27 protein-coding genes are annotated in these 21,048 nt (G+C 62.8%); all 27 read left to right on the forward strand.

Translation table 11 applies throughout. From position 1 onward, the window contains the following. The first annotated feature begins 7 nt into the window (after positions 1 to 7). The 27 genes from AC5Y49_RS11130 to AC5Y49_RS11260 all read left to right on the forward strand — a co-directional run bounded on the left by AC5Y49_RS11130 (position 8) and on the right by AC5Y49_RS11260 (position 21,006). The gene (locus AC5Y49_RS11130; RefSeq protein WP_499886898.1) at positions 8 to 235 is read left to right on the forward strand and encodes a hypothetical protein; all 228 of its coding nucleotides are present in this window, start codon (positions 8 to 10) and stop codon (positions 233 to 235) included. Next, entirely contained in the window at positions 235 to 1,701 is a 1,467-nt protein-coding gene (locus AC5Y49_RS11135; RefSeq protein WP_499886899.1) for a phage portal protein, read from the forward strand. Before AC5Y49_RS11130 ends, AC5Y49_RS11135 begins: the two co-directional genes overlap by 1 nt. 138 nt (positions 1,702 to 1,839) lie before the next feature. Continuing rightward, the gene (locus tag AC5Y49_RS11140) at positions 1,840 to 2,667 is read left to right on the forward strand and encodes an HK97 family phage prohead protease (protein WP_499886901.1); all 828 of its coding nucleotides are present in this window, start codon (positions 1,840 to 1,842) and stop codon (positions 2,665 to 2,667) included. A 4-nt stretch (positions 2,668 to 2,671) separates the two neighbouring features. Further along, a complete protein-coding gene (locus AC5Y49_RS11145) occupies positions 2,672 to 4,126 on the forward strand; it encodes a phage major capsid protein (RefSeq protein ID WP_499886903.1) in 1,455 nt (484 codons plus the stop codon). Between the two features lie 85 nt (positions 4,127 to 4,211). After that, a complete protein-coding gene (locus AC5Y49_RS11150; protein ID WP_499886904.1) occupies positions 4,212 to 4,457 on the forward strand; it encodes a hypothetical protein in 246 nt (81 codons plus the stop codon). After that, a complete protein-coding gene (locus tag AC5Y49_RS11155; protein ID WP_499886906.1) occupies positions 4,450 to 4,599 on the forward strand; it encodes a hypothetical protein in 150 nt (49 codons plus the stop codon). The genes AC5Y49_RS11150 and AC5Y49_RS11155 overlap by 8 nt, the downstream gene beginning before the upstream one ends. Further along, positions 4,596 to 5,180, forward strand: a complete 585-nt coding sequence (locus tag AC5Y49_RS11160; protein WP_499886907.1) for a hypothetical protein — start codon at positions 4,596 to 4,598, stop codon at positions 5,178 to 5,180. Before AC5Y49_RS11155 ends, AC5Y49_RS11160 begins: the two co-directional genes overlap by 4 nt. A gap of 3 nt (positions 5,181 to 5,183) precedes the next feature. Further along, positions 5,184 to 5,576: a hypothetical protein gene (locus AC5Y49_RS11165; protein ID WP_499886909.1), complete on the forward strand. Its 393-nt coding sequence runs from the start codon at positions 5,184 to 5,186 to the stop codon at positions 5,574 to 5,576. A 3-nt stretch (positions 5,577 to 5,579) separates the two neighbouring features. Continuing rightward, positions 5,580 to 5,885: a hypothetical protein gene (locus tag AC5Y49_RS11170; protein ID WP_499886911.1), complete on the forward strand. Its 306-nt coding sequence runs from the start codon at positions 5,580 to 5,582 to the stop codon at positions 5,883 to 5,885. Between the two features lie 47 nt (positions 5,886 to 5,932). Then, positions 5,933 to 6,325, forward strand: coding sequence for a hypothetical protein (locus AC5Y49_RS11175; RefSeq protein ID WP_499886913.1), 393 nt, complete (start codon positions 5,933 to 5,935; stop codon positions 6,323 to 6,325). 24 nt (positions 6,326 to 6,349) lie between these two features. After that, positions 6,350 to 6,934: a phage tail tube protein gene (locus tag AC5Y49_RS11180; RefSeq protein ID WP_499886915.1), complete on the forward strand. Its 585-nt coding sequence runs from the start codon at positions 6,350 to 6,352 to the stop codon at positions 6,932 to 6,934. Beyond that, the gene (locus AC5Y49_RS11185) at positions 6,931 to 7,302 is read left to right on the forward strand and encodes a hypothetical protein (RefSeq protein ID WP_499886917.1); all 372 of its coding nucleotides are present in this window, start codon (positions 6,931 to 6,933) and stop codon (positions 7,300 to 7,302) included. Before AC5Y49_RS11180 ends, AC5Y49_RS11185 begins: the two co-directional genes overlap by 4 nt. 83 nt (positions 7,303 to 7,385) lie before the next feature. After that, positions 7,386 to 7,691 carry a hypothetical protein gene (locus AC5Y49_RS11190; RefSeq protein WP_499886919.1) on the forward strand — a complete coding sequence of 102 codons (306 nt, stop codon included), beginning with the start codon at positions 7,386 to 7,388 and terminating at the stop codon, positions 7,689 to 7,691. Then, positions 7,691 to 10,126 (forward strand): transglycosylase family protein, encoded by a 2,436-nt coding sequence (locus tag AC5Y49_RS11195; RefSeq protein WP_499886921.1) that lies wholly within the window; start codon positions 7,691 to 7,693, stop codon positions 10,124 to 10,126. Before AC5Y49_RS11190 ends, AC5Y49_RS11195 begins: the two co-directional genes overlap by 1 nt. Positions 10,127 to 10,129: 3 nt before the next feature. Then, entirely contained in the window at positions 10,130 to 11,173 is a 1,044-nt protein-coding gene (locus AC5Y49_RS11200; protein WP_499886923.1) for a hypothetical protein, read from the forward strand. Continuing rightward, complete coding sequence (locus tag AC5Y49_RS11205; protein WP_499886925.1) at positions 11,170 to 13,149, forward strand: Gp37-like protein; 1,980 nt, start codon at positions 11,170 to 11,172, stop codon at positions 13,147 to 13,149. The genes AC5Y49_RS11200 and AC5Y49_RS11205 overlap by 4 nt, the downstream gene beginning before the upstream one ends. Further along, positions 13,142 to 13,414, forward strand: a complete 273-nt coding sequence (locus tag AC5Y49_RS11210; RefSeq protein ID WP_499886927.1) for a hypothetical protein — start codon at positions 13,142 to 13,144, stop codon at positions 13,412 to 13,414. The genes AC5Y49_RS11205 and AC5Y49_RS11210 overlap by 8 nt, the downstream gene beginning before the upstream one ends. After that, complete coding sequence (locus tag AC5Y49_RS11215) at positions 13,411 to 14,679, forward strand: hypothetical protein (RefSeq protein ID WP_499886929.1); 1,269 nt, start codon at positions 13,411 to 13,413, stop codon at positions 14,677 to 14,679. Before AC5Y49_RS11210 ends, AC5Y49_RS11215 begins: the two co-directional genes overlap by 4 nt. Before the next feature lie 13 nt (positions 14,680 to 14,692). After that, a complete protein-coding gene (locus AC5Y49_RS11220) occupies positions 14,693 to 15,895 on the forward strand; it encodes a hypothetical protein (RefSeq protein ID WP_499886931.1) in 1,203 nt (400 codons plus the stop codon). Further along, positions 15,874 to 16,260 (forward strand): hypothetical protein, encoded by a 387-nt coding sequence (locus tag AC5Y49_RS11225; RefSeq protein WP_499886934.1) that lies wholly within the window; start codon positions 15,874 to 15,876, stop codon positions 16,258 to 16,260. The genes AC5Y49_RS11220 and AC5Y49_RS11225 overlap by 22 nt, the downstream gene beginning before the upstream one ends. Positions 16,261 to 16,270: 10 nt before the next feature. Continuing rightward, positions 16,271 to 16,615, forward strand: a complete 345-nt coding sequence (locus tag AC5Y49_RS11230) for a hypothetical protein (protein WP_499886935.1) — start codon at positions 16,271 to 16,273, stop codon at positions 16,613 to 16,615. A gap of 1 nt (position 16,616) precedes the next feature. Next, positions 16,617 to 18,746: a DUF7257 domain-containing protein gene (locus AC5Y49_RS11235; RefSeq protein ID WP_499886937.1), complete on the forward strand. Its 2,130-nt coding sequence runs from the start codon at positions 16,617 to 16,619 to the stop codon at positions 18,744 to 18,746. Then, complete coding sequence (locus tag AC5Y49_RS11240) at positions 18,743 to 18,928, forward strand: hypothetical protein (protein ID WP_499886939.1); 186 nt, start codon at positions 18,743 to 18,745, stop codon at positions 18,926 to 18,928. Before AC5Y49_RS11235 ends, AC5Y49_RS11240 begins: the two co-directional genes overlap by 4 nt. Beyond that, a complete protein-coding gene (locus AC5Y49_RS11245) occupies positions 18,925 to 20,049 on the forward strand; it encodes a glycine-rich domain-containing protein (protein ID WP_499886941.1) in 1,125 nt (374 codons plus the stop codon). Before AC5Y49_RS11240 ends, AC5Y49_RS11245 begins: the two co-directional genes overlap by 4 nt. A 26-nt stretch (positions 20,050 to 20,075) precedes the next feature. Beyond that, positions 20,076 to 20,369 carry a hypothetical protein gene (locus AC5Y49_RS11250; protein WP_499886947.1) on the forward strand — a complete coding sequence of 98 codons (294 nt, stop codon included), beginning with the start codon at positions 20,076 to 20,078 and terminating at the stop codon, positions 20,367 to 20,369. 15 nt (positions 20,370 to 20,384) lie between these two features. Further along, positions 20,385 to 20,738 (forward strand): hypothetical protein, encoded by a 354-nt coding sequence (locus AC5Y49_RS11255; RefSeq protein WP_499886948.1) that lies wholly within the window; start codon positions 20,385 to 20,387, stop codon positions 20,736 to 20,738. 127 nt (positions 20,739 to 20,865) lie between these two features. After that, positions 20,866 to 21,006 carry a hypothetical protein gene (locus tag AC5Y49_RS11260; protein ID WP_499886949.1) on the forward strand — a complete coding sequence of 47 codons (141 nt, stop codon included), beginning with the start codon at positions 20,866 to 20,868 and terminating at the stop codon, positions 21,004 to 21,006. The last annotated feature ends 42 nt before the right edge of the window (positions 21,007 to 21,048 follow it).

Genomic DNA, 21,048 nt, shown 5'->3' on the forward strand with positions numbered 1-21,048 from the left:
AAACCGTTTGTTCACACACAAGTCTGTGCTCGACAAGGCGCTGCGGCGCCGCGTAGCGGTCAACTTCATCGACAGCGACGCCGTCTTCACGGGGCGCCTGGCCGACTACGACGACGCCACTTTCGTGCTCGAGCAGTGTGAGACGTGGCCGGCGCCGGGTGAGACCGCGCAGCCGATCAAGGGACGCCAGTACGTCGACCGTATCCACGTCTTCTTGCAGGAACTGCCGACGTAATGCCGATCTTGGAGAACGGGACCAACATGCCGTTGGCCCCCCAGGCTTTCGCGGAGACCGCGCCGCAGTTCTGGCCGTCGTACTACGTGCCCAAGCTGGGCATGACGCTAGAGACAGCGTTCGCGTCGTATGGGCAGTTGTATCGCACGCAGCCGTGGGTTTACACCGCGGTCAACAAGGTCTCCAGCAGCATCGCTCGGCTGGGCGTGAATGTGTGGGACGAGTCTCCGTCGTCGGGGCAGGAACTCGATTTGGATGGGCCGTTCGCGGAGCTGATGGCCGACCCCTGCCCCCATTTGGATTCGTACTCGTTCTGGGCATGGACGACCTCAACGATCGAGGTCTACGGCGAAACCTACTGGATCAAGCTACGGGAGGGCCGCGGTAACCGGATCACCGGCTTCGTGCCCATGCATCCGTCGCTGGTGCAGATCTTCCGCGACACCGGCGGTGAAGAGGCCTACCGGTTCATGGGACGCCCGGGTGAGGTGTTCAGCCGAAACGACGTGGTCTGTTTCCGGTTGTTCAACCCCGACAACGTGATGCGCGGCATGTCGCGGCTGGAACCGTTGCGGCTGACGCTCTACAACGAGGACTCCAGCCGGCGGGCGATGGCATCGGCGTGGAAAAACGGCGCCCGACCATCCGGTGTGCTCACCAGTGAACGCGAGCTCGGCACGCTTGGCCGCGAACGGCTCAAGATGGCGTTTCAGTCCGAGCATCAAGGCACAGGGAACTGGGGTCGCGTGCCGGTGCTTGAGGACGGTGTCACATTCACGGCGATGCAGCTCAACGCCGAAGAGATGGCCTACATCGAGGGCCGCAAGCTCTCGCGTGAAGAGGTCGCCGCGGTGATGGACCTGCCGCCGACCGCGATCCAGATCCTGGATCACGCCACATTTTCGAACGTGACCGAGAACATGCGCTCGCTGTATCGGGACAGCATGGCGCCGCGGGTGGAGTTCATCGAGTCCTGTGTGAATTGGCAAGTGGGGCGGGAGTTTTACGGGCCGAAGGTGATGAAGTTCGCCGTCGCCGAGGTGCTGCGGGGAGCGTTCGAGCAGCGCGCTGAGGCGATGGCCAAGCTGGTGTCGGCCGGTGTCTACAAGCCGGCCGAGGCGCGTCAGTTGTTCGATCTCAACGACGCTGGTCCTGACGCCGACAAGCTGTATGCGAACCAGGCTTTAGTGCCGCTGGGCGCGAACCCGAACGTGGACAGCGACGGCGGCGCCGCACCGGATGTCGATGCCGGTGAGTTGACGCATGTGCCCGCGCTCAACGGCTCGGGCGGCACCGACGTGCCGGCACCCTCGGCGGCCGCTCAGAAGTACATCCGTGACATCGGCGGCTACGTCGGCAGCGGCAAATCGCTTCAGCAGGCAGTGCGGATGCTGCTCGAAAAGCACCCAGCTGATGAGGAATTCATCCGCCAGGCGTGCGCCTACCTCATCGAAAGGCAACTCTAAATGGACGTGATCACCAAGAGTGCGACAGTCACTCCGGTCGAATCCGACCATCCCAACGGCGAGTTCGAGGTCATTTTGTCGACCGAGACCCGCGATCGCGACGACGAAAATCTCTGGGCTGACGAGTGGAAGCAGCCGTTGCCCGAGCGCATCCACATCGACGGCGATCATGTCCGCAGCCTCGAAAAGACCGTCGGCAGCGCGGTGCCGCGTCTCGAGGGCAACAAGCTAGTCGGCAAGGGCACCTACGCCGGGACCGAATACGCGCAGATGGTGCGACAGCTCGTCAACGAAGGCCACATCAACTCGGTATCCGTCACCTACACCGAGCGTAAAGCGCAGAAGGACGGCAAGTCCGAACGCGAGCTACTGAACGCCGCTTTCGTCGCCGTCCCCGCCAATCCCGAGGCGAAGGTGTTGGCATCGAAATCGGCCAAGCCCAACCCAGTACCGGACGCCCTGAACCTCATCGAGCTGCTCAGCGACAAGGCCGGTGAAGGCGGGTTCGGGGCCAGCGGCAACGACCCTGATGTCAAGCACGACCAGATGGTTCAGGCCATGCACGACGCCGCCTGCCATCTAGGTGCGCAGTGTCGCAACGAGATCGAAGCCGATCCCGGCACCGCAGACGGCGCCAACAAGAGATACGAGCTTGGCGAGGGTGCATCGGCTATTCAGGTTCTGGGTTCTAAAGAACCACATGCCGTGCTCGCCCATGTGGGTACGCACTCAAAGCTGTTCACCGATGAAGAACTTCAGGATGGAACTGTCCTGAAGTGGATCAACGAGACTTCCAGCCATGAGGCTGGATCGCCGCAGGAATCCACCGAGGAATCGACCGCAACGACCGCCGACAAGGCCGCCGACGCCGCCGACGAATCCGCAGACCATGTGGCAAAAGAAGCCCTAGCGCAAAAATCGCGGGCTCTCCAATTCCTGATGAACAAAACCACTTTCAAGGAGTAATCCCATGCCCACTAAGGGTGCATTGGCGCAGCAGAACGAAGAGCTGCGCGCCGCAGTCAAAGAAAAGACCGCACTGTTCGAGAAGGGCGAGATCTCGGTCGACGAGTTCAAGTCGTTCCTGGACACCGCCGAGAAGGACAACGAGAAGCTGGCCACAGCCCAGAAGGCCTACCAGCGTGCGCTCGGGTTCACCGGATCGGCCGGCCCGAACGACGACGGCCAGCCCCCGGCCGCCGAAACACCCACCCATTTCAAGCAATACCAGGAAGGGTTCGCGCGCATCAAAGAAGCCGCGGCCACCGAAACTCGGCACCGCGAACAGGTGGCGTTCGAGTTCGGCTTCAAGAGCGCGCGCGACGAAGCGCGGATGAAAGCCCAAGGTGTCACCGGGCTTTCCGGTGAGCAGACGACCGGCACCACCGTGCCCTCACCGCTGGGCGCCGGGGACTACTTCCTCGGTGGTACTGCGGGTCCGTTCGTCGTGCCCGAGTTCCAGCCCGGCATCGTCGAGCTGCGGTTCTACGAGAACGTCATCGCGTCGCTGATCCCCAGCTACGCGGTGGACTCGCCGGTGTTCACCTACGTGCGTGAGGCGACGTGGAACAACAACGCCGCAGCCACCTGGGAAGGCCAAACCAAGCCGACCTCGACTCACTCGCTGACTCGCTACACCGAGCAGGTCGGCAAGATCGCCAACCTCGAGCGGGTCACCGACGAGCTGATCCAGGACGCCGGCTACGTCTGGTCGCTGATCCAACAGCGCCTGGTCCAAGGTGTTCAGCGCAAGGAAGAGATCGAAATCCTTGCCGGTGTCGGCATGCCCGGCGTCAACGGGCTGCTGAACCGCACGGGCGGATTCACCGCGCCGCAGACCGTCAGCGCGGTCACCAACCTGGTCGTTCCGACCTCCGGAACCCCAGGTGTCGGCGCTGGCGTCGACACGGTCGCGTCGGTCACGCCCGGCCGCGCGGTCGTCGGCACCGGTTCCAGCGGCACCGCGCCGACCGGAATCCAAATCGCCGAAGGCATCTTGGATGCGCTGGTCGACATCCGCCGGCTGACGTTCTTCGAACCCGACGCCGTCGTGATGAACCCGCTCGACTTCCTGACCATCAGGAAAGCCGTCGACCAGAACGGCCAGTACCTCGGTGGCTCGTTCTTCGGCCGCAACTACGGCTACCCGCAAGGCGAGCAAACCCCCGGATCGACCGGTGTGTTCGAGCTCTGGGGCAAGCGCGTGGTCACCACACCTGCCATGCCCGAGGGCTTGGTTCTGGTCGGCGACTTCGGCGAGTACAACTACGTGCTACGCCGCGGCGGTCTACGGGTCGACGTCACCAACACCAACGGGACGGATTTTGAACAGAACCTTTGGACGGCCCGCGGCGAGGAGCGCATCGGCCTTGTGGTCGAGCGTCCCGAGCTTTTCGAGCTGATCCAGCTGCAGGACGCGGCGTAAGTCCACAGCTCCCATTCGAAGTCAGGCCGGGCCCGCGCGCCCATCGCGGGCCCGGCCTGACTTCACCAACCCATGAGGAGAAACGATGGGTCACACCGAGAAAATCTCCGACTACGAAATGGAGCGGGCTTCGACGCACGTTCCGGCGCCCGACGGCGTCGACATCGAGGTGTCAGCCGCGAAAAGCAACGCCCCGAAACAGCACATGTCGCAGAGCGAGATCAGGATGCCCGACGACGATGTGACGACGTCGAAGGTGATCGAACCGGAGAAGAAGGCTCCGGCGAAGAAGTCGACGGCGCGGACAAAGAGCAAGTCCAAGAGTGAGTAATGAGCCGTTCGTCCCGGCCGATATCCCACCGGACACTGACCGCTACGTGTATCGGCCGGTGACGAAGTTCCGCGGCGATGCAGGCGAGGGTGTGCCTGCGGTGTTCAGCGAGATGACGCAGATCGAGATCAGCCAGCCATGACGAACCCGGTGGCGCCGGATCTGCTTTCGGCTGATGATCTGACGCCGTTTCAGTCCAGCGATCCGACGTTTTTCCTGGCGGCTGCCGGTGAAACGATCCGCAACTTCTGCCAGTGGCACATTGCGCCGTCGATCACGGTGACTGATTCGGTTGAGGTCAAGCCGGATGGCACGATCATGCTGCCGTCGCTGTATGTGACTGATGTGGCATCGATTACGTTGCGCGGCCTGCAGCTTGACCCGACGAGTTACCACTGGCATCAGGCCGGCTACATCAAGCGGCAGCGCACGCAGTTCTTTCAGTGGCCGTTGTGGCCGCTGGAGTCTGATGAGCCGTTCCGGGAATATCCAAGCCCGCTGGCCCAGCACGCGGATGTGACGTACACGCATGGCTATCCGGAGTTGCCGGCCACGGTGAAAGCGGTCGGGTTGGAGTTGGCCAGCCGGGCGATGGAGTTGCCCTCGGGTGTAGCCACTCAGATCGCGGCGGGCCCGCAGACGATCAGCCTTGGCGCGCTGGGGATTGTGCTGACTGATGAGCAGCGGCGCCGGCTGGGCCCGTACACACTCGTCAGGTTCTGACTCATGGAGTTGTCGGTTCTGCCTGCCACGATCACCGTCAAGCACCAGGTCTACACGTTCGACGGTGACACCGATGCGCGCGGCAACCCGACCGGAGCACTCGCGGACCCCGTGGAGCGGCAGGTAATCGGTTTCTATCGGCTGCACTGGGCCGATCCGCACCCGGACCCGATCAGCGTCGACTTCCTATCCCGCACGATCGCCGATCTGGTGATGCTCGTACCCGGTTCCGACGCGCAGCTGTACAACAAGCTCGATCGGGTGTTGGCGTTCGACGGGGACGAGTGGCTGGCCTACCAGGTCCAGAACCAACCGATCTCATGGTCAGCCGGATTCACCTGGCAGCGCTACGCATCGCTTCTGGCCGGGGAGATCCACATCCGAAGGGTGGAGTAAGCCGTGCCTGATGATCCGCAGTGGCCCGGGATGACCGATGAGCAGATGCGGCAGCTGCGCCACTCACCGGGCGTGGTCGCCAAGATCACCGCACTTGCCAATCAACTGTGTGATGCGGCGAATGCGATGGATCCGACGCCGCCGAACACCAAAAAGGAGCACGGCCCGAACTTCGCGGTGACGGTGCAGGACGATCCAGGCACGCAACGCCCGCGGGCGTATGTGCGGCCGGTCGGTAAGACCGGGTTGCGGGTTGAGGGTGGTCATTCGGTGCTGTTGAAGGCGATCGGATCAGTGAGCGGTCAATGACTTTCGGTCCGACCGTTGACCCGGTCCTCTTACCGCCGAAGATCGAAGTGCTGGGCGTTCAGTATCTGAAGATCCCGATGACACCGACGCGGATAGGCACACGGCTGCCGGACCCCGAGGACGACGCCGACACCGTCAACGGCTTCCTCCGCGTCGAGGCCGGCGGAGGATCTAAAGTCAACCGCTTTCAGTACGACATGCAGTGCATCCTGCATGGCTACAGCCCCGATGAGGACCAGGCCAACGACATTACCAACAAGGCGATCGCGCTCATGTCAGCGGCGCGCGGGCAAACCGTCACCGCCGATGACGTCGACTGGTACGTGGTCGGTGTATTCGGAATTGTTGTCGCGCACCGCCTTACAGACCCCGATGTGATCTTGCCGCGCTACAGGTCAATGGTGACTTGGCGCGTGGCAGGACAACCGTGGAACCCATAACCACAAGGAGAAAAGGTACAAGCTATGACTGGTGGCATCGATGTCGCTCAGATCGCGGCACCATCACCCAACATTCAGGGTGGATTCTGGCGCGCGCCGCTAGGCACCGCGCTGCCCACCGACACCACCACCGAGCTCGATCCGGCGAACATTTCGCTGGGCTACATCGACGACGACGGTGTCACGCTGAACATCGACCGGCCCAACACCAAGCAATTCGCGTGGGGCGGCCAACTGGTCGCATCATTGCAGCAGCACTACGCGACCACGTTCACGTTCAAGCTGTACCAAGTGCTCGATCCTGACGTACTCAAAGCGGTGCACTCGGACGGCAACGTGACGGTGACGCCGGCAACATCGACGACGGGCACGATCACCAAGGTGACGATGAACGCCACCTTGAACGTCAACTCCACCTGGACAATCGAGGCGTTCTATCAGCAGGCGACGATACGGCTCGCGCTGCCCAACGCCCGCGTCACTCAGGTGGGCCACTACCAGCTCACACACAAGACGCTGGCCGTCTACCCGGTCACGCTGGAGGCGTTCCCGGACAACAACGGCAACTTCGTCTATCAGATCAGCGATGACGGGATCCTCGCGGCATGACGACAGCCACGAAGCCCAAGCCGGCAACGAACGGGAAGGAAGACACCGGGCCCGATGAGACGCCCGCGCCTGAGGTGAAAGCTCCAGGCTTCACCTACATCCCGAAGGCCGGCGGCGAACCGATCACCTTCCCCAGCGCAGCAGCGTTGTGGGAAACCGTAGACGGTGTGAACCCGGTCAAGTTCCTGTGGCGGATCCGCAGGCTGAACGAGCCATACCAGACGTTCGCGTTCATGGAGCGCGCCAAGGTCAGCGACGAGATGGCCGAACGAGTGCTCGATCTGCCCGACAAGGAACGCAAAGAGTTCTTCCAAAGCTGGTTCCGCAGCGCGGAAGAACCAGAAGTAGGGCTACCCCCGGAATCCTGACGCTGGTCGGCGTCATCGGCTTCCACTGGCACGCCCTCCAGCGAGACCTTCTGGATCTGGGACCAGGGTTTCATGCAGCCGACATGTTCACCCCCAAATTGACTGCCAGCGAAATTGTTTCGATCATCGTGGGCGCCCAGCCCGGGACCGCGGTCTATCACTCGATCAACAAGGGTTGGACGACCACCGATCATCTGCTGGCGACGATGAGTGAATACCAGGCCGGGCTGGTGTCGTTGCCGCAGCGGTTCTCCCGCCCGGGCGTGGCTGATGTGCGGCCGGGCAAGATGCCCGACATTCGTGATCCGAACACCAACAGGCTGGCGTTTGACTCCATGACTATTGACGAATTCGAGGCGCGGCGTAAAGCGCGTCTCAAGGGAGCGTGATGGCTGACGGCGATATCAATCTGGCGACGCTCTGGGTTCCAGTCGTACCCTCCACGGAGGGTGTGGGTCCGGCGCTGGAGGAGGCCGGTAAGGAAGCCAAGGGCCGCTTCGGTGAAGCGGTTAAGGATATCGGCAAGTCGATCACCGATGATTTGTCGCAGGCTGGTTCGAAAGCCAAGGACACGTTTTCTGGTATCGGCACGGCCATCCATGACACGTTCGCCAAAGCCGGATCTGATGGTGGCAAAGCACTTTCAGACAATTTCAAGTCATCGTCGTCGATCCTTGAGGATTTCGCCGAGGGACTCGGCACCGAGGTGGGAACTGCGCTTGGCCGCAATCTTGGTGATGCACTTCGGTCGATCCCTGGTGTGTCCGGCGCGATCGAGACTGCTCAGAACTGGGGTCAGGTTTGGATCGGCGCTTCGGGGCGGGCCCGTGAGGGAATCACGAGTGTCCACGATGCACTTACTTCGCTGCGAGGCGGCGATGTTCAAGGCGCGCTGAGCGCGGTCTCCGCTTCGCTGGGACATATCGACGATCTAGGCAAGGCGTTCGGGGTCGACATCTCCGGCTGGTCTAGCCCGCTGCAAGACACCGTGAGCAAGATGAGTGGCGCAAAGGACCAGATACACGGATTTGCAGACATCGCCAGTGGACTACCAGGAAAGTTCGGCAAGGTCGGCGAATCTATTGCCGCGCTGGCCGGTCCGCTTGGCGCCGCCGTTGTTCTCGGCAAGCAGCTCGCGGATTTCCTTGAGCCTTATATTGAGAAGGCGCCAGGTTATGGTTTTGGCGAAAGGTTTCTGGAGCATTTTGGTTTGCACGCGCCTGGTGCTCAGCATTGGGACCAGCCGCCTGCACCGACGCCGAGTGTCCCACCGAATCCGGCTGATGGCGGCAGTTTTCTGCCATCGCTGCCAAGCACCCTCACAGGTGGTCCTAGCGCGGGCGCGCCGGCGCCATTTGCGCCGATGGATACCGGCGGCGCGCCGGGGAGTAGCGGTAGTGGCGGCGCGTCGAATTTCGACAAGAGCTGGTATCCGCAGGCATCCGGATCATCGGCTTCGGGCCTGGCGCCGGTCGCCGCGCCGGCCGCTGCGTCGTCCGGCGGAACGAACTGGGATGCGCTAGCGCAAGCCGAATCCAGCGGCAATTGGGCCAACGCGGACACTGGCGGCACCGGGCATTACGGGGGGTTGCAGTTTGATCTGCCTACGTGGAGAGATTTCGGCGGCACCGAGTTTGCGCCGCGCCCCGACATGGCTACTCGGGACCAGCAGATTACGGTTGCGAATCGCGTACCGGTCAGTCAACGGCCGCAGCGGTGGGCTCAGACGTGGTGGACCCAGAGCGGCAGCGGTAGTGGTGGGGGCGGTAGGAGCGTCGGCGGCGGTGGCACGCCAAGTATCGCTAGCAGCTTCGCAGCATCATCTGGCGGAATGTCGGACTTCGGCGCCGCCGCCGGTAACCCGACGATCGCACCACCGGACGAAAACTCCATCCGGACCTGGGTGCAACAGAACTTCGGCATCCCCAACACCCTAGGCACCGGATCGTGGGAGAACGCCGCACACGACTACGACGGTGGCTGGCATCACCGCGGACTGGGTGGCTCAACAGTCAAGAGCGGCTACGGTTTCGACTTCCACGGCACCCCGCAACAGATGTCGGCACTCGCGAACTGGGTCGCACAAAACTACTCGCAAGACACACTCGAATTGATCTATGGCGGTGCAGGTTTCGACCGTAGCCGCGAGATCAAAAACGCCAAATTCGGAGACGTTTACGGCCCAGGGCTTAACGCCGAGCATACCGATCACGTCCACTGGGCCATGTCTCGTATGCCAGGCGCCATGTCTGGCGGCATGTCAGGTATGGGCGGCAACATGCCGGTCGGTACCGAGCACGATCCGATCTACGTCACGCAAGCTGCCGGCGGCACGAGCGGCGGAAGCCCGTTTCAGAATCAGGGTCAGCAGCTCGGCCAGGGCTTGGTCAGCGGTGTGCTGCAGATGTTCGGTCTGGATGGCAGCGTGTTCGGTGGCAAATCCCCACTGGACTGGGGTGCGGTGAAGCTCGGCGGTCGTGTCGCCAACACCCTGTTCGGGATGGCCCGCAACATGAGCGGCGCCGGACCAATGGGCATACCAGGGATGCCCGGTGGGGGCGGTGGACTACTCGGAGGGCTTGGCGGCCTGATTCCAAGCCCCGCCGCGATTTCGGCGGCCGCCAAACCCGCCGGCGGATCGATCGGCGTCGGCGCCGCAACCGGCACCGGACCACAAAACCTGCACATCGACAACTCTATGAACGTCACAGGAAACACCGTCGGCAACACCTCCGACCTCGTACAGCAGTTCCATTGGCAGCAAAACGCCACCGTCCCAGGATCATCGGGCCGAACCCAGACCATACTTTCAGGGGTGCCGTAAACCATGACAGCACCCATCAACCCTGTCCCGCTGGGCAACACCGCCCAATACATGCGCCCCGACGTCCTGGCCAACTACCAGAACTTCTACGCCGTGCCCCTCCCGTTACGCGGACTGGACACCACCGTCGTGCACCTGGCCCCCAACGGGAACATCACCCATCTATCGGGGTCTCTGGCCGGCAACGAAGGCGTGTGGCTCGGGCAGAACCTGCAAGGCGAACACCAGCTTCCCTTTGAGCAGGTCGTCTTGGAGTCCGCTTTCCAGTGGGGCGCAACGATTCAACGCACCAACTACACCAAACGCATGATCAACCTGCGCATTGTCATCGCGGCCCCCAGCGAATACCAATACCTGCTGTGCGACAACCGCTGGTGGGAAGGGCAAGACGAAACCAAGGACGGCTGGCTGGGCATCTTCACCCGCTGGGGCGGCTGGCGGTGGGTTCCGGTGCGGCCATACAAGACCGTTGACACCACCCAAAGCATGGATCCGCAAGCGTACGGAAACAACGCCGCGCAATGGGATCTCATCTGGATCTGCCAACGCCCCTGGTTCTCCAAACCCACCCTGTTCGACACGTGGTCAGCCCAAGGACTGACCAAGAACAAAGCTGGCTACTACACCGGCACCATCACGTTAGCCAATCAGGCCGACATGCAAACCTACGTCCAGTATTTGGTTAACGCGCCCGGCGGGGGCGATTGCATGGTGCAGGACAATAACTCCTCACGCATGGTGACCCCACCGAAACTGCTCGATTCCGACGGTCCCGGGCTCATCGACTCAGACCCGCACGAACGCACCCTCACCGCCGCTAACGACGCGTTCGACAGCGACTACTACCAGTTGGCGAAAGCGTCGAACGTGCTGAACTTCTTCCTGACCAATCAGAAACCCAGCGCGAAGCATTGGTGGCAGCGGGGATATATCCGCTTCATCTACAACGTCCCGCCGGAAACGATTGTGCAGTTCAACGTCGCGCACACCAACCCGAACGCCACCATCACCGTCATGCTGCCGCAAAGGTACAAGCGCTCGAGATGACTGACCTGTCCCACCTGTTCGGCACACCCAGCAACGTCGAACTGGCGCAGCTCAACATGAAAGCTAAAGAGCTGTCGTTCAACTCAAGCGTCGACCCGGTGTTGGGCACGGTCGGCTCCCATGGCTGCCCCGACCCGGCGAAAGACCCGATGGCGTGTTACCGCTACCTCGACGGGATGCGCGACATCATCCGCCAGGCCGCTAACCAGCAGCCGCTGATCCGGCTCGCGGACAAGAACCTGAACGTGGTCGCCGAAATCACCGGCGAAGTATCAGCCAGCGTCGAAGAACTGATGGCCGACAGCGGCCAAGCCACCGTCGTCATCCGCTACGACCACTGGATCGAAGACTATGTAGTTAACGGAACCACCATCTCCGAAGACCTGCACCTGCTGATCGATCCGATACCGACGCAGCAGGACTGGCGGGTGCGGTGGGGCGGCAAAATCAAGGAAATCTCGTTGGTGAACAACGAAGATGGCACGAGCACGATCACGTTCCTGGCGTTGTCGCACCGCGAGCACATGAAACATCTGCTTTACGGTGCGGCGCCGTTCTTCCCGCCGGAATTCCAGTTCCCGCGGATGTGGATCCTGCCCGGGCCAATGCGCTCGGTGTTTTTCATCACCGGCATGATCAACCTTGCCCGATTGTTCTTTCCCGGGCTGAACATCATCACGAACATCTTCAACCCGGGCGCGTGGCTGTACTACCTCGACCCGAACAACTGGAAGAACTTCAACCCGCTGTCCTGGCCGATCCAGTGCGCGTTCGTCGATCCCATCACCGACACGTCAATGTGGACCGTGCTGGCCGCGACATGGACGGACTGGCATTCCACCACACAGGATTTGCTGTTCAACGCCGGCTGTATCGTGCGCGCCTACACCTGGCTGACCACTGACAAAGACAGTCCGCATACGGCGTTGTCGGATCTGCTGGAAACCGGCAGCGCTGACGAGCTCGCCGCAATCACAGGGTTGAGCGTGGAGGAGTTATATCAGCAGGCCCAGGGCAACATCTCCAACCTCGCGCGACCAACCCGTAACTGCGTCATCCTGGACTGCCAGGACAAGTCGGGCCGCATCGGTCCCACCGGAACAGCGCTGGACGGTTTGCTTGAGCTGATCGGGATCACGCTCGACGACATGATCACCGAAGTGATTTTGGATCAGCAGTCGATGCAGGTTCTGGACGGTGAAACCGTCATCGACACCACGCAGATCAACATGTTCTTCTCCAGCCTTCTGGGTGTGAAGATCCCACCGCCGAATGTGATTTGGCGTGAGGGCCAGTTCACCGGCATGGTGCATCGCGAAGTGAACCTGCACAAAGGCCCCCCGGTGACGATGATGACTGGGGGGCGTTCGCCCAGCATTATCAATGAGCTCCAGACCTTCGGTATCCGCTATGCCCTGGCTGAATTATCGATGGTGCCAACGCTTGCCGGGGCCGCCGGCGCGTTCGCACCCGTCACCCTCAACCAGCAGATACCGGCCACCCCAGGACTGGACAACCTCTACAACGGGGAACTCGACAACATCCTGTTCGCGTGGGAGCGCTACACTTCCCCGGTCCGTGAACTGCACTCCGGCGAACTGGCGTACCAGGAATACATCGAGCGTGGTACTTCCAGCGCCTACACACTTGCCGCATGGCTGAATCTGGCTGAGGCGAAATGGAAAACCGCCGCCTACTACGGATTCCAATCCAAAGCACTCAACGGCCACCCATGGGTGTACGGTGTGGACTTCTCTCTCGGGGAACGTGTCGGGTTCGAGATGGATGGCATCATCTTCGTTGACCAGATGGCTGCGGTGCAGTGGCAGTACGACCGCACCACACCCAATTTCCTTTTCGTGTCGGTCGGCGATGACCGCAACAAGCACGACCCTTTGGCGATGGCCGCGCAAACCCTGCAAGGCGTCTACGCGCTCGTCGGCGCCTATCTCGGGGAAGGCACCTTCTTTGGATAGCAAGAGCGGCAGCCCGTTTCCGCGCAAGATGCCGCAACTATCTGATGAGCAGCGCGCGGAGCTGAAAGGCATCGTCAAGCAGGTGATCCGGGAAAAGATCGCCCAACGCGAGGATCTGCGTGACCAGGCTGCGGTGATGCGGCAGATATGGGCGGCGATCGTGGCGTCACCGACCTGGTCGATCGTGTGCGCCGAGAAACCCCCAGACACGCCGTCGGAGGCAGACGAAATGTGGACCCTGACACCGGAAATTAGACGGCCATGACCGCCCCGCAGATCAACACGCTCGAGTATCTGCGTCACGCGCTCGCCGACCAGCAGAACACCGCAGTCGTTTCGCAGAACGCCGACGGAACACTGTCCATCACCCTCGATATCGGCCCGGGCCCCACCGAGATCAACTTGGAGCCGCTGCAAGGCCCGACGGGGGCGCCCGGGCTGCCGCAGTTCCCGCTGATGCCGATGCCCGATATCTACACTGATCCCAAGGATTTGCCGTTCGACCTGACGAACACGCCGGCTGATATCGGCAAGTATTGGCTGATCACCCAATCCGATGCCAACGGTGTGATCTTGTCGGCGGCCTACATCTGGTTCGGCACCGAATACCGGATCCTGCCGTTCGGTGTGCAAGGCCCACCGGGACCGTACGGGGTGATCCGGCCCTACGTGAACCTGCTTGAGCCGGACAACACGTCAACGATGACCTGGACCGGTGGCGGCACCACCGTCGATCCGTATCTGCAGACGTTCAACCTGTCGATCCCCGAAGGGCCGATGGGTGAATCGTACCCGCTGTTCAACATGCCCGACGTGTCCCACGAGCGGCCACCGCTGACCGGCCAGTTCCTGGCACACAACGGCGACACCATCGACCACAACGGTGACACGCTGCCGGTGTGGGCGGCCGCCAGCGTCGGCGACATCATCCCGCAGCCCTACATCGTGCCGTCGTCGGCGTTCTCAAGCTACTCCGGGGTGTCGTTCGACCACCCGGTGATGATCGTGACATTCCCTATTCCGCCGTGCCCGTTCCCGTGGAAGCCGTTGGTGTGGGGGCAGATCGAAATGCACGGCAACAAGTGGTTTCAGATCCTGCCCGACGAGATCGGCATTCTGGTGTTGCTGGGTGACCCGGACCCCGAAGTCGGCACACCGGTTGCTCGCGGGTTCGGCAACGCGCCGCGCGGGGTGGTGACGGTGATCCCGCACTGCTCCTACCCGCAATACCCCGAAGGACCAGACGGGCCGCAATCACCGGAAGGGTCGGACAGTATCGCGATGACGCCGTGGAACGACGTCGGCGCGGTGCCCGCCAACCACACCGGCAACGAAGCCACGTTGTATGTGGTGTTGGTCAACGAGGGCAAAGCAGCGGGCCGGCGGGCCCGGTTCGACTTCAACGCTTCGGGGTCGTCGCTGTTCGTGATGGCGTGCCCCATGACCGCCCAGGACCAGTTGTCGCCGCCGCAGTACGGGGCGTTGACGACGCGCACCAAACTGACCGGCCTCGTCGCGACGCCGCAATAAGGAGCCCTGAATTGTGACTGCCCCTATCGGTTCGGTTGTCTACCTGCAAAGCGTGGCAGCCAACCTGCACATCTACGCCGTCGTCACCGACGGGTCGACACCGAACCTGAACCGGATCACGGTCAACGTCAACGCCGACGAGGCCACAGCGGTGGTACCGGGACTGATCGGTAAAACCGGTCCGACGGGGGCGCCGCAGTTCGTGCTGGACTTCCAACCCGACGTCTACGACAGCCCCGCCGACCTGCCGGACACCCTGAACAACAGCGATTTCGGAAAGTATTGGCTCGTCGAACAACTCGACCAGAACGAAAACGTGGTGTCCGCGGCAGCCTACGTGTGGTGGGGTTCGTATTTTCGGGTGTTGCCGTTCGGGACGCAAGGACCGATCGGCCCGGTTCCGGTGGTCACGCCGGAAGTGATTCTGCTGGACCCGGATATGCCGTCGTATGTGGAGAACACCGGCACGATATCCAACCCGCAGTGGACGTTCTATTTAGCGGTGCCGCAAGGCCCTCCGGGTCCGTCGGCCACGTTGGCCGGCTGCCCCGACGTGGACGAATCCACACCGCCTGAGATCGGGCAGGTGTTGGGCTTCAACGGCCGCTACCACGAGGGCTTGCCGGTGTATCAGCCGATGAGTGTCGGCGCGATGTCGCCGATGCCCTACACCGTGCCCGAGTCGTCGTTCCAGGCGTATTCGGGTGTGGCATCAGCCGCGCACACCGTGTGCACGTTTCAGGTTCCGCCGAATGCGTGGCCGTGGAAACCATTGGTGTGGGGGCATTTGCAGCTCGCCGGCGGGATCGGGGTGGCGTTCGGCAACAACATGGTCGGCGTCGAAGTTTTGTTGGGGGATCCGCAGACCGGCCAGCTGGTCGCGTCCGGGTACGGCAACGCGCTGGGCGCCACCGTGACCATCACCCCGCAAACCTCCGTGCCGGCCACATCGTCGAACACCAGCGGCGCGTCCACCGCGATGACGCCCGCTAACTCGGTGGCGTTGGTGCCCGCCAACCACACCGGCAACGCCGGAACTCTCTACGTCAACCTGACGACCAAGGGCATGGCGTCGAAAGTCAAGTTCAACCCCGACAACAACCAGCTTTTCGTGCTGGCCTGCCCGGTCACCAGTGTCGGGGCGATCACCACAGCGATCACCGGGCCGCTGTCGACGACGACAGGACTGACGGCATGGCAAGTCTCGATGGGCTGACCAAGGCAGAGTTGATCGCGCTCGTCGAGGACATGCGCGACGACTGGCGCACGATGAACGACTTCATGAACACCACCGCGACCGCATTCGGGTGGTGCGACGAATACGAGGAACGGATCTACAAGTACAACGATTCGTTCAAGGTAATGGCTGTGGTCGGCAGAGTGCCTGAAGGGAAACGGGTTTCGGTGCGCAACGCCTACGCCGCCCGCCGTTTGGCGATGGGGCATGTCATCAACACGCTGGCCGATCACGGCATCACACTGCCCGACGATGCCCTGTGCGGGGTGGTGCGCGACCACAAAGCGCTGGCGGCCGCGCACGAAAACATCACCCGACGACTCACCCCACCAAAGAAGCAATAAGGAGCCAATTGTGGCAAACGTCGACAACACCAACGACCTGGTCGTCACCTACGTCACCGGGCTCGGCAACTGGATAGGGCTGGCCACCGGCAATCCCGGCAACACCAACAGCCCCGCCAACGAAGCCACCGGCGGCTCCCCCGTCTACACCCGGCAGGAAACCGACTGGGTCATCTCAGGTTCGACCGCGATCGGATCACCGGTCACATTCAACGTCGGTCCCGGCACCTACAACTACATGATCATGTGCTCCGCTTCTAGCGGCACCAACATGGTCGACTGGGTGCCGATCACCCCGCAGGTCGCCCAAGTGCAGACCACCGTCACCATCACCCCCCTCTACACCGCCAGCTAAAGTGCCGCGCTCAGTTCAGGCGTTCCGCCAGAACGCCAAGCTCACCCACTCGCCGAACAACACCATGGCCGGCGACCCCACCGCCGCGGTCGACGACGGCTCCGACTACTTCAAAGTCCCGTCGTTCCTCGACATCTGCAACCCGGTCACGCAGAACAATCAGAACCCGTTCATGGCCGGGTTGAACACGATGGGGGATGGCACCAACAGCAGCGGCGTCCCGGGGCAGACCGGCAACATTCTGTCGGGATTGCAGATTTTCTCCGACACACTGTGCGGGATGGCACTCGGTGGCGGGTCAGCGAGCGAAGTGCTCAACATGGCCCGCCAACTGCGGGCGGCCGGCGGCGACCTCGGTGAAACCATCGACGGAATCCGGAAACTGCGCGCCACGGTGGGATTGGGGACGTCGCCGCAAAGCGTGCTCGCCGGTGTGCAGGACACCTCCAATGCGGTCAATTCGCACCCGTTCACCGGTGGCCTGCTGTCGATGGGCGGCTCGTCGTCGGGTAACCAGTTCATTGACGCGCTGAACGGTTTGACGTCGTTTCTGGGGGCGTTGTGCAGCATCGGCACCGGCTCGGGTGATGTGTCGGCCACGACACCGGACAGTGTCGTTGCCTCGGCTCAGTCGATCGCTTCCAACGCGCATTTTCTGCTCAGTGGCCGCTTCAAGTTCAACGCGAACGGCAACGACCTGTTCGACGCGGGAGCCCGCGCGTTGCGGCGTAACACAGCTTTGCATTTCGGGAATCAGTCACTGTCCACTGCGCAGTCGGTGGCGCTGCAGCAGCAAAACCTGCTCGTCTCCGACGATTTCAGCGCATCAACCACTGTCGTCGGCGACGCCCACTGGACGTGGGATGGCACCGACGGCTCCCCGGGCACCGCGGTGCTGGGTTGCGCATCGGTCACCTGTGACGGTACGCAGCCGCCGCTGGTGTCCAGCGAAATCCCTGTGGTGGCTGGTGAAGAGATCGAAGTGGCCTGCGAGATCAGGTGGTCGGGCCTGACCTACACCGGTGACAGTCCTCTGGTGTTGGCGGTTGAAAAGTATCGGCTGATGAAAGACCCCGCGGGTAGCGGCCAGAATGTGTACACCGATATCGGCTGGTATGAGGTGTACACGGTGCCGTCACCGGCCGCGGCTTCGAGTGGTTGGGTGGGGGTTGCGGGCACTTACACCGTGGAGACCGGGGTGGATCAGCTGCGGTTCCGGTTGCAGGCCAAGCAGAATGCGACCGCCGGCACTGTGAAGTTTGATGCGGCAGTGTTTTTGAAGCTGTCGCTGATCGGCTCGGAATGTGTTCCGTTCACCGGGGAAACCGTCGACAACATCGTCACCAAACTCTACGGCGTTCAAGGAACCGGGTTTTCGCAGAACGCTGCCGCGGTCGCGCTCGCGAACACGGCGTCGTCGTTGTCGTCGGTGAATTCACGGCTGGCCGCGCTGGAAGCTGAGGGGCATACGGGCGCGTTGGCGGGGGATGATTTCAACTGGACCGGGCAACTCACTGCCAACGCGAACTGGGGTGGGGTGTATAGCCAAGCGGGGTTCGGCACGTATCAGGCCAACGGATTGACTGCGGCCTTCGTGGAGACCGCCGGCTACGCCCACACCGGCATCAATGATTGCCGGTTCAACTGGATCGGGACCGATTCGGTGTCGGAGACCGATTATCAGCTGGTGCAGTGCGTGATCAACTCCCCACCGGACTCTAACGACAAGGCGACCGCCTACCTGTATCTGTTTGGCCGCATCTCGTCGGACTGGGAGAACTACATCCTGCTCAAGATCGGTGGCGACGGAACCTACCAGGTGATCCGCGCCGTGGCGGGGGTTGAGACGGTGATGGACAGCGGAACCTGCGCAGTGCCCGGAAACGGCAGCACCATCACCTTGTACTGCGGAGACGCCCCCACCGCGGCGCTGCGGAAGTTCACCGCGAAGATCGGCTCCCAGACGATCTCGAGTTTCACCGAGTCGGGCAGCGCGTCACAGGTCGGAACGGCATACCGCGGGTGGGGATTCGGTGGCCTGTACAACAAATACGCGCTGTTTGCACCGTTCCAGGGTGTCCATTCGGTGTTGCCGCCGAGTGTGGATCAGTGGCTGGCGATGGATCAATGAGCGACGAGACGCCGCCGGTCGGCAATTTGGGGGATCGGATCAAGGCGCGCCGCGCCGCCCGGGTCGCTGAGATCACCGCCCGTCACGGCGTCAACAAGGATCAGGTGCTCGACGAGCTGAAAGCCTATGTGGACGAGCAGATCGCCGCACTGGCCGCGGCTAACTGGTTGAAGGTGCGGTGACTGAGCCGGGGGCGGTGATTCCGCCGCAGCCCGGCTGGTGGGTGCGCACCGACCCGGTCGGGGTGAACACCGCATCGACCTTCGAGTGGGATGCGGCGGCGGCAGGCGCCATCGGGCACGGCGGCATCACCTCCGGGAGTTACGGCTGGGCCACCGTCGATGCGGTCGGCGGGGTGGCCCGGGTCGGACACGGCTCCGGTAGCTATGGCTGGTCGTCGACGGCGGCCGCCGCCCCGCACCGCGGCGCCGGGTCGGGGAACTACGGCTGGCTGTCGAGCGCATCGGGAGTCACGCCACACGCCGGGCACAGCAGCGGCGGATATGGCTGGTCGTCGAGCGCGACCGGGGTGCGGCCCGCGTTCACCCCGTTCAACGAGGAAAACACCACCCGCAGCAACCAGCCGCTTCCGGTCGGAACGTCGGGCGTATGGGTGACGTTGATCGGTGCCGGCGGTGCGGGCGGCAACGGTCAAGTGACCACCGCGAACCAGCCCGGCGGCGGCGGCGGCGGCGGCGGCGCCCGAGTCGACCGTGTGTTTGTGCCGACCGCGTCGCTCGGGTCAACATACTCTACCGTTGTCGGGACTGGCGGCGTTAACGCGGCAGGTACAGCATCAATGTTCTCATCGGGGGCGGTGTCACTGTCGGCTGGCGGCGGAAACGCCGGCGCAGCAGCATCCTCGGGTGGTAGCGGCGGATCGGGCGGGACTGCCGGCGCTTCGGGAATCACCGCCCCGACACATAGCGGCACGGCCGGCGGCAACTCAAACACTGCCGGAACAAGCGACACCAGCAACAATGTCGGCTGCGGCGGCGCAGGAGGCTGCGTCGCCAACAACGTGACTGCCGGTAATGCTGGCGGCAGTTCCAGCACCGTGTCGGGCGGTGCAGGCGGCGCCGCCGGCGGCGGCGCAGGCGGAACACCATCTGATGCCGCGCCCGGTAACGGCGGCGCAGGCGGCGGCGGCGGCGGCGGCAACAACTACGCCGCCGCGGGTAACGGCGGCGCAGGCGGCAAATACGGCGGCGGCGGCGGCGGCGGCGGCGCCGCCCGAACAGGCGGCACAGCAGGTGCAGGCGGCGGCGGCGGCGGCGGATACGTCCTCTTGGAATGGGTCTAAAGGAATCGAAGGGAAACCAGGAAACAATGGCCGGTCTCGTCACAGTCACACGTAAAACCGAAACCATCCAGGCATACCAACTCACCTCAGCAGACGACATGCTCGCCGCCCTGAAATACATTGCCGCAGGCGGCTACTCAGGCAGCATCACACTCTCCACACCCGACGGAACAAACCAAGTGTGGCGACTGCAAATCCAGAACTCCACGAAAAACGTTTCCCAATTCGCCGGCATCAACGATTACATCGTGATCGAAAACAATGCGATCGCCAGCGTCGTGCCCGCCGCCCAGTTCACCAACATGTACCAAACCGCCTAACCAGAAAGACACACGATGCCTCTCAACAACGCCGCAATGGTCGTCGGCGCCAACGCCATCCGCGCAGCCGCACCCTACGGCCAACTACACTCCGCAGCCGCAGGCGCCAGCTATACCAGCAACATCACCACCGCCCCCCGCCAACCCGTCAACTGGGGAACACCCACCGGCGCAGGCAGCTTCGGCCTCGCATCCCAAATCAACTTCTCCGGCGGCGCCAACAACGGACCCGTCTACAGCATCACCCTATGGTCCGCGAACAGCGGCGGCACCTGCTACGGAGAATTCCCCCTGACCGGAGACTCCACCTTCAGCTCCACCGGAACCTACTCCGTCACCGCCATCGACCTCACCGGAACAGCGAGCTAACCGAGCGGAAGGTCACGTAGATGGCTTTAGCTCTCGCCCTCACAGCGGGCGCACTGGTCGGCATCGCACTTGGTGGCGCCGCCCTCATCCTCACCATCGAAATACTCGACGGCCGACAGGAATTCGCGTGGTAGACACAGCCGCCGCCGACGCCTTGCAAGCACTCGAAACCCTCCGCACCGCCATCACCACCCTCATCTGCGAACGCGAACAACTCCGCGCCGAACGCGACGCACTCATCCGCGAACGCAACCAAGCCGGCTGGTAACCCCGCCGCCAACAACCCCCCATGAACACCCTTGAAAGGGGC

The organism is Mycobacterium sp. NGS62, assembly GCF_059812285.1.

Coding starts and splice junctions, on each gene's coding strand:
- AC5Y49_RS11135 (WP_499886899.1), top strand. CDS start 235: ATGCCGATCTTGGAGAACGGGACCAACATGCCGTTGGCCCCCCAGGCT.
- AC5Y49_RS11145 (WP_499886903.1), top strand. CDS start 2,672: ATGCCCACTAAGGGTGCATTGGCGCAGCAGAACGAAGAGCTGCGCGCC.
- AC5Y49_RS11150 (WP_499886904.1), top strand. CDS start 4,212: ATGGGTCACACCGAGAAAATCTCCGACTACGAAATGGAGCGGGCTTCG.
- AC5Y49_RS11160 (WP_499886907.1), top strand. CDS start 4,596: ATGACGAACCCGGTGGCGCCGGATCTGCTTTCGGCTGATGATCTGACG.
- AC5Y49_RS11165 (WP_499886909.1), top strand. CDS start 5,184: ATGGAGTTGTCGGTTCTGCCTGCCACGATCACCGTCAAGCACCAGGTC.
- AC5Y49_RS11180 (WP_499886915.1), top strand. CDS start 6,350: ATGACTGGTGGCATCGATGTCGCTCAGATCGCGGCACCATCACCCAAC.
- AC5Y49_RS11185 (WP_499886917.1), top strand. CDS start 6,931: ATGACGACAGCCACGAAGCCCAAGCCGGCAACGAACGGGAAGGAAGAC.
- AC5Y49_RS11190 (WP_499886919.1), top strand. CDS start 7,386: ATGTTCACCCCCAAATTGACTGCCAGCGAAATTGTTTCGATCATCGTG.
- AC5Y49_RS11195 (WP_499886921.1), top strand. CDS start 7,691: ATGGCTGACGGCGATATCAATCTGGCGACGCTCTGGGTTCCAGTCGTA.
- AC5Y49_RS11200 (WP_499886923.1), top strand. CDS start 10,130: ATGACAGCACCCATCAACCCTGTCCCGCTGGGCAACACCGCCCAATAC.
- AC5Y49_RS11205 (WP_499886925.1), top strand. CDS start 11,170: ATGACTGACCTGTCCCACCTGTTCGGCACACCCAGCAACGTCGAACTG.
- AC5Y49_RS11215 (WP_499886929.1), top strand. CDS start 13,411: ATGACCGCCCCGCAGATCAACACGCTCGAGTATCTGCGTCACGCGCTC.
- AC5Y49_RS11225 (WP_499886934.1), top strand. CDS start 15,874: ATGGCAAGTCTCGATGGGCTGACCAAGGCAGAGTTGATCGCGCTCGTC.
- AC5Y49_RS11240 (WP_499886939.1), top strand. CDS start 18,743: ATGAGCGACGAGACGCCGCCGGTCGGCAATTTGGGGGATCGGATCAAG.
- AC5Y49_RS11250 (WP_499886947.1), top strand. CDS start 20,076: ATGGCCGGTCTCGTCACAGTCACACGTAAAACCGAAACCATCCAGGCA.
- AC5Y49_RS11255 (WP_499886948.1), top strand. CDS start 20,385: ATGCCTCTCAACAACGCCGCAATGGTCGTCGGCGCCAACGCCATCCGC.